Source organism: Streptomyces sp. NPDC052101, assembly GCF_040680235.1.
Classification (GTDB): domain Bacteria; phylum Actinomycetota; class Actinomycetes; order Streptomycetales; family Streptomycetaceae; genus Streptomyces.
Genome location: NZ_JBFAWH010000075.1, coordinates 1 through 12,098, shown reverse-complemented (window position 1 = coordinate 12,098; position 12,098 = coordinate 1). Strand labels below are relative to the sequence as shown.

Annotated in this window: 11 protein-coding genes and 2 pseudogenes; 5 read left to right on the top strand and 8 right to left on the bottom strand. The window is 67.1% G+C overall.

What is annotated here, in order from left to right; translation table 11 throughout:
* Positions 1–286 precede the first annotated feature (286 nt).
* Complete coding sequence (locus AB0L75_RS43160; protein WP_365191773.1) at positions 287–1,228, top strand: L,D-transpeptidase; 942 nt, start codon at positions 287–289, stop codon at positions 1,226–1,228.
* 758 nt (positions 1,229–1,986) lie between these two features.
* On the opposite strand, the gene AB0L75_RS43155 is transcribed toward AB0L75_RS43160, so the two are convergent.
* Positions 1,987–2,721, bottom strand: a complete 735-nt coding sequence (locus AB0L75_RS43155; protein WP_365191771.1) for a helix-turn-helix domain-containing protein — start codon at positions 2,719–2,721, stop codon at positions 1,987–1,989.
* A 235-nt stretch (positions 2,722–2,956) separates the two neighbouring features.
* Between AB0L75_RS43155 and AB0L75_RS43150 the strand changes: the two genes are divergently transcribed.
* Both AB0L75_RS43150 and AB0L75_RS43145 read left to right on the top strand, forming a co-directional pair.
* Positions 2,957–3,649: a DUF4097 family beta strand repeat-containing protein gene (locus tag AB0L75_RS43150; RefSeq protein ID WP_365191770.1), complete on the top strand. Its 693-nt coding sequence runs from the start codon at positions 2,957–2,959 to the stop codon at positions 3,647–3,649.
* 320 nt (positions 3,650–3,969) lie between these two features.
* Complete coding sequence (locus AB0L75_RS43145; protein WP_365191769.1) at positions 3,970–4,689, top strand: DUF6082 family protein; 720 nt, start codon at positions 3,970–3,972, stop codon at positions 4,687–4,689.
* Positions 4,690–5,812: 1,123 nt separating this feature from the next.
* Here the strand turns inward: AB0L75_RS43145 and AB0L75_RS43140 are convergent.
* From AB0L75_RS43140 to AB0L75_RS43110, 7 genes and pseudogenes are all read right to left on the bottom strand, one after another.
* Positions 5,813–6,706: an AraC family transcriptional regulator gene (locus tag AB0L75_RS43140; protein ID WP_365191768.1), complete on the bottom strand. Its 894-nt coding sequence runs from the start codon at positions 6,704–6,706 to the stop codon at positions 5,813–5,815.
* Between the two features lie 208 nt (positions 6,707–6,914).
* Positions 6,915–7,256 (bottom strand): DUF4345 family protein, encoded by a 342-nt coding sequence (locus AB0L75_RS43135; RefSeq protein WP_365191772.1) that lies wholly within the window; start codon positions 7,254–7,256, stop codon positions 6,915–6,917.
* 91 nt (positions 7,257–7,347) lie between these two features.
* Positions 7,348–8,109, bottom strand: a complete 762-nt coding sequence (locus tag AB0L75_RS43130; protein ID WP_365191767.1) for an SDR family NAD(P)-dependent oxidoreductase — start codon at positions 8,107–8,109, stop codon at positions 7,348–7,350.
* Between the two features lie 87 nt (positions 8,110–8,196).
* The gene (locus AB0L75_RS43125; protein ID WP_365191766.1) at positions 8,197–8,334 is read right to left on the bottom strand and encodes a hypothetical protein; all 138 of its coding nucleotides are present in this window, start codon (positions 8,332–8,334) and stop codon (positions 8,197–8,199) included.
* 632 nt (positions 8,335–8,966) lie between these two features.
* Positions 8,967–9,572 (bottom strand): AAA family ATPase, encoded by a 606-nt coding sequence (locus AB0L75_RS43120; protein ID WP_365191765.1) that lies wholly within the window; start codon positions 9,570–9,572, stop codon positions 8,967–8,969.
* 292 nt (positions 9,573–9,864) lie between these two features.
* A pseudogene (locus AB0L75_RS43115) lies at positions 9,865–9,973 on the bottom strand (transposase); the annotation flags it as partial.
* Positions 9,974–10,195: 222 nt separating this feature from the next.
* On the bottom strand, positions 10,196–10,636 hold the full coding sequence (locus tag AB0L75_RS43110) for a VOC family protein (protein ID WP_365191764.1): 441 nt from the start codon (positions 10,634–10,636) through the stop codon (positions 10,196–10,198).
* A 428-nt stretch (positions 10,637–11,064) separates the two neighbouring features.
* On the opposite strand from AB0L75_RS43110, the pseudogene AB0L75_RS43105 reads away from it, so the two are divergent.
* Both AB0L75_RS43105 and AB0L75_RS43100 read left to right on the top strand, forming a co-directional pair.
* Positions 11,065–11,242 (top strand): annotated as a pseudogene (locus AB0L75_RS43105) (IS701 family transposase); the annotation flags it as partial.
* Between the two features lie 67 nt (positions 11,243–11,309).
* The gene (locus AB0L75_RS43100) at positions 11,310–11,945 is read left to right on the top strand and encodes a hypothetical protein (protein ID WP_365191763.1); all 636 of its coding nucleotides are present in this window, start codon (positions 11,310–11,312) and stop codon (positions 11,943–11,945) included.
* The last annotated feature ends 153 nt before the right edge of the window (positions 11,946–12,098 follow it).

Below are 12,098 nucleotides of genomic sequence, written 5' to 3'. Positions count from 1 at the left end.
CCGCCTGGTCATCGACGGTCACGGACTCGGTCACGGTGTCAGTCACTTGATGTCTCTTCCATGATCATCAATTACACCGGTGAGCGTACAGACCCACGGCGCCCGGCCCGGCCCGGTGGTGCGTACCGAGTTTTGGGACATGTTTTACGTGACCGGGTGCAACTGCGGGCCGTGTCCTGGCTGTCCGACAGGGCACGGGCCCGTCAGGGCCGAAAGGATCTAGAGAGCGGGGCAGGTCGTGGGACGGCGTAAGGGCGGCATAGGGATCGCACTCGTCACGGGCGCGATGCTGGTGGGCGCGAGTGCCTGCGGCGGGGGCGGCGGCACCAAGGCGAGCGCGGACGATGCGAAGGCGCCGGGCAAGCCGGGTGCGAGCGCCTCTGCGGCGCCGTCGAAGCCCGCGGGGCCGCCGATGCTGCTGGACACGATCGCCCCGCAGCCGGGAGCCACGGTCGGGGTGGCCATGCCGGTCTCGGTCCTCTTCACGAATCCGGTGGCGGTGAAGGCACGGGCCGCGGTGGAGAAGCACATGAAGGTGAGTGCCTCGCAGCCGGTCGTGGGTGCCTGGCACTGGTTCGGCGACGGCAAGCGTGCCGACTGGCGGCCGCAGGCGTACTGGCCCTCCCATACGAAGGTGAAGGTCGACGTCGACATCAAGGGTGTCGGCAACGGCAACGGACGCTACGGTGTGCGCAGTTACACGCATGCCTTCACCATCGGTGACGATGTGCGTGCGGATGTGTCGGTGACCGGTCACACCATGAAGGTGAGCCGCGACGGCCAGCCGGTGCGGACCCTGTCGATCAACGCGGGCAGCCCCCAGTACCCGACGTGGAACGGCACGATGGCCGTCATCGACAAGGAGGAGAAGGTCCACATGACCTCCTGCAGTGTCGGCATCAGCTGTGACAAGTCCAGCCCCAACTACTACGACCTCACCCTGCCCTGGGACATCCACCTGACCGAGTCCGGCACCTACGTGCACTACTCGACCGGCGACCCCACCCCGGGCAGCGGCAGCGCCCGCGGCTCCCACGGCTGTGTCCACCTGTCCATGCCCGACGCCAAATGGTTCTACAGCCAGGTCAAACAAGGCGACCCCGTCACCATCACCGGCTCCACCCGCGCCAAGGCCGAACCCGACAACGGCTACGCCGACTACAACCTCACCTGGGACCAATGGCTCACAGGCAGCGCCTCCGGACAAGGAACCACCGCGACCCTGTGACACGCCCGGGCGGCAGCGCCAGCACCCGATGACGCCGACCCTGCACGGCGATCGCGAGACCACCGCCCAACCCGCCCCACCGGGGCCGGCCCGCAACGGCCGGCCCCTTTTCGGGCACACCCCATCCGCCCCACCCCCGGTCAGGTCATCAGCGGACAGGACACCGCACTCCCCCCGTGAGCACCGTCACCCCACCCGGCCACACTCGCTCCCGGCGGGCCGGGGGACGTAAACGGACGCACGACGCCGCAGGGGCAGACTCCCCCGATGACAGACGGCACGAGCGCGCGACTGCGGACGCCCGCCGGCCCCCACCACACGCCTGGACATCCCGGCCCGCGGCCGCAGACACCGCCCCGACCATGAAACCGGCGAAAACGGCACCTGACCAGGCACGGACCAGGACAGACACAGGCCGGCTTCTGACTGCGCCCTGCGCAGCCCCGCGTGTCCTGATGCCGGCACACCGGCGGGGTGACGCACGCCCCAGGCGCCCTTTCCTCCCCGTTTCGGCCCGAGCGTTCACATAACCGCCCACAGAACCGATCCCGCCAACCCCCACCCTCCCCGCGGCGTGAGCTGACCGCTCTCTTCCAGCCGAACCTGAACCCTTGCCGCCCCCGGTCAACCACAAAGCTGCGACGAGGCTGCCCGGCGGGCGCACGACGGGACCGGCACAGGCAGAACGGGGCGCGGCGCTGGCACCACTGGCTGCGGCCATCAAGGCGGGCTGTCTCCGGCGTGGTTGGAACGCCGGCTCAAGCGTTGCTGTCTGAGGCCGTGGCGGGTTTCGTGTGGAGGACTTCGCGGGCCTGCTCCGCGGCGCGGGCGATGCTCTCGGAGACGAAGTCGACGAAGCGGGCGATGTTCTCCAGACGGACCGCGGCCGGGGTGCCGGAGCCGAGGACACCGACGCCCTGGCGTGCGGTTTCGGCGAGCTGGGCGGCGGAACGGGCGCTCGCGGTCATCGACTGGTACCAGACGTCGTCGTCGACGACGTAGCGCTCGCGGCGGCGTTCGTCCCGCTCGCGGCGGATGAGGTCCTGACTCTCGAGGAACGCGACCGCCTTGGAGACGGACGCCGGGCTGACCTGGAGGCGCTGGACGAGTTCGGACGCGGTCAGGCTGCCCTCATCGGTGGTGTAGAGGCAGGTCAGTACCCGGGACATCATCTTGGGCAGACCCGACTGCATGAGCAGCGTGGTGAACGACTCCTCATAGGCGCGTACCGCCTCGGCGTCCCGCCCGAACGCCTGCCCGGGCCCCGGCAGGCCCCTGGGCGTGGCCTGCCGGCGCCGGTGCGCACGGTGCGCGGTGGCGCGGTGAGCGATCTCGGCGCGGTAGGCGGTGGGGCCGCCGTTGCGCATCACCTCACGCGTGACCGTGGAGGTCGGACGCTCAAGACCCCTGGCGATCTGGGCATAGGCGAGGCCGTCGGCCAGCCCGAGCGCGATCTGCTGACGTTCCTGCTGGGTGAGTCTGCCTCCCGGCATCACAACACTCTCCATCCATGCTCAAACGACCCCTGCCGTGACCAGCATAGCGTTCACCTCCAAGCCATTGCAACGACCGAAACGACAGGGTGTTGCGTTAACCCTCAAGCCGTTGCAACGATTTCTCGCTTTTCACCTGCAGTGATGGCGGTTTGGCGCAACAGGTCTGTTGCTTGATCAGTGAATGCAACGTAGCGTTTCCATCATCGGAAACAGTGAGCCGGAGGAGCACACCATGCAGAAGAAGCAGAACGCCACCCACACGTTCGACACCCCCGCCCCGATCCTGGTCATCCTCGACGTCCCCGCCGGGAACATCCGCTTCATCGCCGCCGACCGCCCCGACACCACCGTCGAGGTCCTGCCCGCCGACCCCTCCAGGAACCGCGACGCCAAGACCGCCGAACAGACCCAGGTCTCCTACACCGACGGCATCCTGCGCATCGAGACCCCCACCGCCAAGAACCGCCTCCTCGGCGCCTCCGGATTCCTCGAAGTCACCGTCCAACTCCCCACCGGCTCCCGCCTCGAAGCCAAGACAGCCAGCGCCGAACTGCGCGGCGTCGGACGCCTCGGCGACGTCACCTACGAAAGCGCCCACGGCACCGTCAAGCTCGACGAAACCCACAACGCCCACCTCACCCTCCAGGCCGGCGACATCACCGTCGGCCGCCTCGGCGGCCCCGCACACATCACCACCCAAAAAGGCGACCTGAACATCACCGAAGCCCAAACCGGCACCGTCACCCTGCGCACCGAACACGGCCACATCACCATCGGCGCCGCACGCACCACCTCCGCCACCCTCGACGCCCACACCAGCTACGGCCGCATCCACAACACCCTCACCAACACCGACGGCCCCACAGCCCCCCTCAACATCCACGCCAACACCAACTACGGCGACATCACCGCCCGCAGCCACTAACCCACCCACCCAAACCACACGAATCAGCCCCCCGCCGGCCAACAACACCCGGCCAGGGGCTGCCTCACACCAACCAGAAACGATCACAGACACCACCGAGTTAAAGGCCGCCCCGTAAACGATCTCCGAGCCGGTGTGGCGACTGTCCCCTGTTGTCAGCCACTCACTTGGTCGACGACGTGAGCTTGCGCAGGCGGGCGATGCCCCGAGCACGTAGGCTGCCCCGTGGTTCGGCCTAGTCACTGGGGCAGGCTCGCCTGGGGGTGATTTACCTGATAGCTCGTCATCGGTCCGCGGCTGCAGTATCAGTGGCTCGCCGGGTGGGCAGAGTTCTGGGGCTGGTCGCCGCTGCGGCGGCTGTGCTGGCGGCGCTGTTGTTGTCGCCGTTCGTGCTGCAGGACATCTCCGGCTCCAAGGGGGTGGACTGGAACAGGCTGAGTCAGATCGGCGCGGCGTACGGCTTCACGTCGGCGATCGTCTCGGCGCTCGCGTTGGCAGGTGTTGCTGGTTCGCTGATTGTTCAGAACCGGCAGGCCAGGGCGGAGCAGGTCCAGGGGATTCGCAGCTACTACCTTGAGCTGGTCCGCCTGGAACTTGACGACATGGCGCTTTACCAGCCTGTCTGGGGCGCCACGGACATCGCCGATCCCCATGATCGGAAGCGGCATGTCTATGCCGACCTCATGATGAACTACGCGTGGATGGGCTACGAGATCGGGACGATCCGCGAGTCTCTCCTGCGGGACATGCTGGCGGGGATGTTCACCGGAGAGGCTGGGCGGTACTACTGGAGCAGGGCCCAGACTTCATGGACCGCCAGTTCGTCCGGTAGCCGCATCGGTCGTCGCTTCCTGGCCATCGTGGGCGAGGAGCACGCTCGCGCTATCGCCGCCGGACCGCCGACTCGCACGGCCGTCGCCCCCGGCCCGCCTGACGTGCCTGCCACAGGAGGGGCGTCCGCATGGCGGACATCGGTCGGCGCCCTGATCGGCCTGGGGACCGGCTTGGCGCTCGGATCGCTTTTGCGTAGTCGGCGCTAAGGGCTGTCGGCACGGGTTGGATGATCGCGGTGTGTCTGGTGTGATCACGCGTCGGAGCCGTCTTGGACAGCCCCGTTCTCTGGGCTGAGAAGCTGTTGCCGTACCGAACTTGATAGGTATGTTTCCCCAGTTCAGGCATGATGTCGGTTGCGACGAGGCAGGCTCGGACCGTCAGGTTGTCTCGTCGGTGGAGGTGCCAGGTGCCGTCGGGAGCGGTGACTTCTGGAGGAGCGGGAGTTGGCCGCGCGGGAGCGCGTGCAGGTACTGCGGGACAAGGCGGATCGGGTGCTGGCCGAGCTCGCCAAGGCTGAAACGGACTGGCAGGGGTGGCTGATCGCCCGGCAGCGTGTAGGCGAGGTCCTGTCCGCGCCCCGATCCCTGGAGGCGAGCGGGGTTGATCCGGTCCCGGTCGGGCAGCCCAGCGGGCCGGAGCCGGAGCCCGGCCACGAGGTGCCTGCGCAGGTGACCGCGCCGCGTGCCGCGCGTGCGGGCTCGATAGTGCAGTGTGGCGGCCCGGGCTGTCGTCGGCCGTCCTCGCGCTGGACTACCAGTGGATCTTGGCCGTGCTGGCGGAACGCCGTTCGGACCGGGACGGGGTGACGACGTGCCAGGAGATCGCCGCCGTGCTGGGCTTGGAGCTGTGCCCAGCCGGTGGAGGGTGTGCGGTCGACGATGAAGCGGTTGACCGGCCTGGGCTGGGCTCTCGAGCCGTCCCCGTGCCGTTCCACGCTCTCCGACGGGCCAGCCTGCGGCGCATGAGCCGGGTCATCGACGACAGCACCATCTCGTCGTGGACGGCGGGCAGGGTCTCGCAGTCGCGCACCGGCCGGCGCGGCGAAGGAGAACGGGACGGCACAGGACGGAACGACCAGCTCGGTGTGCGCTCCACACACCACCGCTGCGGCGGACCAGGCGCTGAGCGCGCCGGAAGGAGATCCGGGTCGGGCGCCGCGGTATCTCGGCGGTAGTGGCGGCGTGGGGCGTCCGTCCGCGGCGACACGGGGGCAGGGTCTGTCCGACAGGGGAGGCCGAGAACCCGGTAGGTCCAGCCGGACGTCCGCCAGCGGATGGGGTCGGGACCGACGCGCCCGCCGATGATCCGACCGACGAGTGCGCGAGCTGGTCAGCCCTTTTCGTTGGCGGTGCCTGCCGTGAATTGAATGGCATCCTGGCTGGGTGGCGCTCCGAAGTGGCGGCGATAGTCTCGGCTGAACTGGGATGGGCTGTCATATCCCACGGCGTATCCGATGTGCGTGATATCTTTCGGATTCGCCGCAAGAAGAAGCCGAGCCTCGTGGAGTCTGATCTTCTTCTGGTACTGGATAGGCGTTGTTCGGGTAACGGCCTGAAAGTTCCGGTAGAAGGCAGACGCACTCATCCCGGTCAACGCCGCCAGGTCTTCCACACGGAACGGCTCTCTGTAGTTGTCTCGAATCCACTGCACGGCTCTGGCGATAGGGGAGAGCTTGCTGTCGGTGAGACCGATCTGGCGAACCGTCGCACCGTGCTCGCTGGTGATCAGACGCCAGAGGATCTCGCGCTTGAACAAGGGGGCGAGCACGTCCGTGTCGCGTGGTTGGTCGAGCAGGCGCACCAGGCGCACGGTGGCGTCGAGGAGTTCGTCGGAGGCGTTGCTAAAGGCAACGGGGGGTGGCGTGGTGTCATCGCCGTGCGGAAGGGTGCCCGGGGTGGCCTGCAGCATCACCTCGGCAACCTCTGAGGACTGCAGAAGCAGGCACAGACCCAGCGCCGGCCGCTCCGGGGTGGCCTCGATGGAGTGGCACTTGAGCGGCATGGCGATGGATGTGACCAGGTATTGCCCTGCCTGAAAGTTGTGCACATGCTCGCCGTACGCGAGACGTTTGGCGCCCTGGGCGATCAACGACATGCGCGTTCCGTTCGCCGGCGGCAACAGCGAACCGGCCACCTCCCGGCCGATCAGCAGGTTCTCGATAGCAGTCGTTGTGTCGTCTCGGGCGTGACGGGCGAGCAGTGCGCGCAGTTCGTCCAGCAGCATGGACCGATTGAAACATTGATGCCGGGGAGAGGTCCAGGAATTCGTTCCGCTCATGCGAATCGCAAGCCCAGTGAAACGAACGTCAGGTCATTAAGAAACACCCCCCGCGGCCGGGCGTGCAGGTCTTCTGCCATGCCGCCAACGAACAACTATGGGCTTCACGGCTTCCCTGGAAACTCAGTGCAGGGGATCGTGCCGGGAGTAAGGATCACCCTAGCCAGTGCGCCAGGACGATGACGCATCCGAGGATGAATTCCAGGGCGGCGAAGGAGAGGAATTCTTTCGGCCGGATGGGCAGGCCCTTCAGGGCGATGGAGAGCATCCGCCCGGCGAACCCGAGGAAGATCGGGACTGCAAGGAAGTAGACGAGTACCCCCTGCGTGCGGATCGTCAGCGCAGCCCAGGCGAAGAGGGGAGCCCAGCCGATGTAGACGCCTGCCATGAAGCGGTGTATGTGGTCCGCGGTCGCATCGCCTCCGCGGGCTCCCTGCACTAGTTGCAGACCGGAGCCAGCGATGATGACGGCCGCTGTCAGTAGCAGGCAGACCATGACGGTGACGTCGGCGGGAGTCAGAGAGGTGTGGGCGGCAGCCATCATGAATCCATCGCTTGTCTTGCTTGTTGGCCCCAGGTGTTGGCGTTCAGGCCTGCTGAGTGGGGCGTACGAGCAGTTCGGCGACGGCCACGTGCCGGGGGCGGGTGACGATGTAGCCGACGGTGTCGGCGATGTCGTGGCTCTGCAGCCGTTCGATGTCGCCGAGGGCGGCGGTGATCTGCTGCTGGATGACGGCCGGGTTGTGGCCGCGGAGTTCGGTGTCGACGCTGCCGGGCTCGATGACGGAGACGCGGACGTGCTGGCGCGTGAGTTCCTGGCGCAGAGCCTCGCTGAAGGCTCCGACGCCGAACTTGGTGGCGCAGTACACGGCGGACATGGCAAAGGCGCCGCGGCCGGCGAGTGAACCAATGTTGACGATGTCGGCGACCTGACGCGGCGCTTCGACGGCTGCCTTGACCAGGTGGGGGACGGCCGCGTGGGTGGTGTACATCAGCCCCATGAGGTTGATGTCGATCATGCGCCGCCAGTCGTTCAGGTCCGCGGCGGGGGCGGGACCGAGCAGCATGAGACCGGCGTTGTTGACCAGGATGTCCAGGCGGCCCAAGCCCTCCACGGTCTGCTCGACGGCTTGCGCGGCGGCCTGGGCGTCGGTGATGTCGGCGGGCACGGCCAGGGCCTGACCGCCGGCGCCGGTGATTTCCGCGGCGAGGTCGGTGAGCCGGTCCTCGCGGCGGCCGACCAGGGCCACGGAGGCGCCCTCGCGGGCCAGCTCAAGCGCGGTGGCGTGTCCGATACCGCTGGACGCTCCGGTAACCAGGGCGACGGTTCCTTCAAGACGACGAGTCATGGGTTCGAGCCTTTCGATGAACGCCCACACGGCTGCGGGCCGTACAAGCCCCCGAACAGCAGAGTCCGGGGAACTGCGATCAATCACTCAGTGTATCCAGCGGTTACATGTTGTAATCGCTTGAGATGGCTGCTCCCGTCCGGGCCGGTTCAGCAGGTCAACCAGTTGGTCATCCATTCCGGGCCTGTCGATCAAGGTGGTATCGAGGCCGAAGCTGGCGATCACGGATGCTCCTCCGCCGTGCCGAGAACAGTCGATTCATTCGACCAAGATGACCTGCGAAAACGTTAGAACGATGCTCCCTTGGACTTGCACGATCCTGGCGAATATGAAGGCCTCGTGGGTCTGCTGGCGGAGCGGGAGCTAACCGCTCGGGAGCGCGTGGGGTGCGTGAGGAGGCGGACCGGGTGCTGGCCCAGCTCACCGAGGCGGAATGAGACTGGCCGGAATGGGCCGATCTCCCGGCAACGCGTCCGTACCGCGAATCTGGGATGTCGACGTGTCCGACCCGGTCCCGGCCGGGGACTCTTGCGCGCCGGAGCCGGAACCCGAGTCGGTGGCGGACGCGCCCGTGGGGGTGCCCGTGACACGGCTGGGCAACGGAGCAGGCCCCGTGCCGGGTCGCGCTCGCCGACGGGCCAGCCTGCGGCTCATGAGCCGGGTCATCGACCACAGCACCATCTGCTCGTGGACGGCGGGCAGCGTCTCGTAGTCACGAACGAGGCGGCGCGAACGCAGCAGCCAGCCAAGCTTGCACTCCACCATCCAGCGCCTCGTTATGTGGAATCAGGTTTGTCAAGCTCCTGCCGCGCGAGGAGAGGTCGGCCTCTGGGAGCGGGGCCTGAGTCGGCATCCATTCAAAGTCTGCTCATCGAGTGCATCTGGGGCGCCGTCGCGGGCTGCTTGCCTCCGGTCAGGTAGCGCCGTTGGAGGCGAGTGAAGGCGGTGGGGCTGGGGCGGTGCGGGAGGAACTCCTTGATCTGCTGGGCGCATTCGCGTGGGCTGGCCGTGCTGGTGTCGCACTCCAGGTCGTAATCGCCGTGACGGTGGACCAGGTCGTACTGGTGCGCAGCAAGGCCCTGCGGGCGGTCGCCCCGGGCCTGTTCGCGGCGTGCTAGTTCGTCCAGCGCGCAGTGGATGCCGACGAAAAAGACGTCCTCGGGTCGCAGCACTGTCAGACAGTCGAGCAGTCGCCAAGGCTCGCTCAGCACATGGTCGACGACGATGTCGTTGCCAGCCTCGGCCATGGCCGCGATCGAACGGTGGAAGCCCATCCGGGTGCGCCGCAGCGCGGCGTCGAGCTCCTCCGCTTCAAGCTCCCGCTTGCTGCGCATCGAGTTGAAGGCGTCGACCGCCAGGTGGAAGAAGACGCCGTCGTCCAGGATGCCCAGAAGCTCCCGCGCGACGCTCGACTTCCCTGAGCTGGATGTGCCGTTGAGGAAGATGATCCGACCAGGTGTCATACCCGCATGGTCACATGGTGCTGCTGTGGCGCCGCGTTCAGGGGATCTTCAGCGGATCTCGACGCCTGCCAGGCCTCAGGGCTTGCTCTGGCGAACATCAACGATCGGCAGCAGCGTCGCGGCGGCGGGGACTGCAATGCGACACCCCGGCCTTGGCACCTTCGGCCGGTCACCGCTTCCCTGACATGCTGCTGTCCCCTTCGGCTTTCACCTCCACGTAAGTCAGGCGCCCCAGGAACAATCCTCCAAGTTCCTCCCGAGTGTGTCGGGGATACAGCAAAGTGCCTCGCGGCGCACGCCGCTCGTACACGGTCTTCCACCTGCCGAAACGCGTCGGCAGATCCCGCCACGGCCCCCCCGGTGCACTGCCGGCAGAGAACCCCATTTATCACTCTGTGATGGCTCACCCCCCGGCTGACCGGACTTCCCCAACTCTCCCTGAGAGACGCCCAGTTCACCGAGGGAGGGGATGCCCATTGGCCCTGTCCCAGTCCGAACCACTTCGCCTGCTGGAGTCACTGCGCTCGGCTGAAGGACTCGAACTCGTCCGCAGTGTTGCCGAGCAGATGCCGCAGGAGCTGATCAAGGTCGAGGCCGCGGCGAAGATCGGAGCCGAACAAAACCTAGCCGATCCGTTCGGCCAGGGCGACGATGATTCCCGAAGGGCCGCGGAGGTTGCAGAGTCGGTAGATGTTCTCGTACTGCGCCACCTCGCCGAGGAGTTCGGCGCCATGGCGGCGCAGGCGGGCGATCGTGTCATCGATGTCGTCGACGGCGAACATGACACGGTGCAAGCCCAGAGTGTTGGGTGGCGGGTTGACCGGTCCGGCAGTGATCGCCGCAGGGGTGTAGAACTTCGTCAGCTCCAGCTTGCCGTGGCCGTCCGGGGTGCGCATCATCGCGATGGCGCTGCGGACCCCGTCGAGGCCGACCGTCTGGTCTGCCCAGATTCCCTCGATCTGCGCTTCGCCTTCCAGCTCCATGCCGAGCTCGGTGAAGAAGGCGATGGCCGCCTCCAGGTCGTCGACGACGACGCCTACGTTGTCCATCCGCTGAATCGTCACAGGGCGCTCCTTCTTCGTCGCGCAGTCCGTTCTGCTACTGGTACCCCTGGGACGAAGCCAGTGCCGCATTCTCGACACCCGGAAGTGTCGATGTTTTGGGTGCTTCACCGTCCCGACGGCCTACGGCTCGCGATCGCCTACCCGGCCGCACTCCACCTCTCGAGCATCCTCATCTGGAACCGACGCTGACCAAAGAGACAGAAACCTAGCTGCTCAGACCTGATGACCAGGTGACTTCCGTGTACGCGGAGCGGAGCCACCGCCCTCGATCGCTGTCGGCGATGGCTGAAAAGGGAGGACTGGGCGGAGATCCGCCGGCTCACCGGGCCGAACAGATGCCGGTGACAGCGATCGCGGACGACGCGCCGCACAAGTACCAGCGGGCGCCGACGTGCTCGATCGTGGACGCAGCCACCGAACGCCGCGCCCACTCTGCCCCGGACGGGCTGATCCCGTTGACCGGCAACGAGATCCAGCACCTGTTTCACCGTGCTGAGCAGCCCAGTCCACGACCTCGCGCATAGGCTCCGCTGGTCACGCTGGCGCCGGCGACATCAGGCCCGTGCGTGCAGCAGCCACTACCGGCGCCGGGCCCTCCAACAGTGACCTTCCCGGTCATGGCACTAGCTTTTCCCTCGTCGGTCTTGAGCGACGTGGACGGGAAGGAGCACGGATGAGCGTGATGGGGACTTGGGTGGTCGGCGTCGTGGCGGACGATGCCCTTGAGGAGGCGCGTCGCCGATTCCCCGACGCGGCAGGCGCCCACGGCGCGTGGCCGGAGTCGTCCGCCGACATGAGCCAGTGGCGCGAGCGGTTCGAGCCCGCAGGGTTGTTCGACGAGACGCCCGAGCGGCCGTCGCGCACCGACGAAATCGTGCGTTTCGCCGAGGCCGTCGAGAGAGTCCGGAACGATGAGACCGAGGCGGACGAGTTCCAGGACTATCTACTTAACGCGGTCCCCCAGCAAGAGAGCGAAGGCCTGTTCTGCGCCGCCGTACCCAGAGGTGACGGCGCTGCGGCGCTCATGTGGGGGCTCGGCCTCGACACGATGCTCCGACTCCCAGGCTGCTGCGGGCAGTTCCTGTTCGATGTCGCCCAGGTACGGGCCGCGCTTCCCGCAGCCGAGCAGGCGCTCGTCCTTCACCCGCCGCGTCGGGCACACGTGGCCGCCCGGATCAGGCTATGGCTGGACGAGATGGCTGACGACCCTAACTGCGACACCGACGATCTGATCGACGGCCCGCTTCGGGTGCTGCGTTACGCAGCCCGCACCGGAGTTGGCGCGGTCGGGCTCACCCTTTGGTACTGACAGCAACTCGGGGACGCCGCGGCCCCTGTTGGCGAGATCACGATCTACGGCTGGAGTACTAATACTCCAGCCGGACTTCTGTATTTCTGCTGGTCAACGGCTTGGCGGTGGGGAGTGTAGCGGGGGTGCGGCATGCGTGGGACGGTCTTGGGC

Bases quoted from the DNA above. Each gene is read 5' to 3' on its own strand.
- AB0L75_RS43120 (WP_365191765.1), bottom strand. From the start codon at position 9,572: ATGACACCTGGTCGGATCATCTTCCTCAACGGCACATCCAGCTCAGGG.
- AB0L75_RS43150 (WP_365191770.1), top strand. From the start codon at position 2,957: ATGCAGAAGAAGCAGAACGCCACCCACACGTTCGACACCCCCGCCCCG.
- AB0L75_RS43135 (WP_365191772.1), bottom strand. From the start codon at position 7,256: ATGGTCTGCCTGCTACTGACAGCGGCCGTCATCATCGCTGGCTCCGGT.
- AB0L75_RS43140 (WP_365191768.1), bottom strand. From the start codon at position 6,706: ATGCTGCTGGACGAACTGCGCGCACTGCTCGCCCGTCACGCCCGAGAC.
- AB0L75_RS43160 (WP_365191773.1), top strand. From the start codon at position 287: ATGCTGGTGGGCGCGAGTGCCTGCGGCGGGGGCGGCGGCACCAAGGCG.
- AB0L75_RS43100 (WP_365191763.1), top strand. From the start codon at position 11,310: ATGAGCGTGATGGGGACTTGGGTGGTCGGCGTCGTGGCGGACGATGCC.
- AB0L75_RS43155 (WP_365191771.1), bottom strand. From the start codon at position 2,721: ATGCCGGGAGGCAGACTCACCCAGCAGGAACGTCAGCAGATCGCGCTC.
- AB0L75_RS43130 (WP_365191767.1), bottom strand. From the start codon at position 8,109: ATGACTCGTCGTCTTGAAGGAACCGTCGCCCTGGTTACCGGAGCGTCC.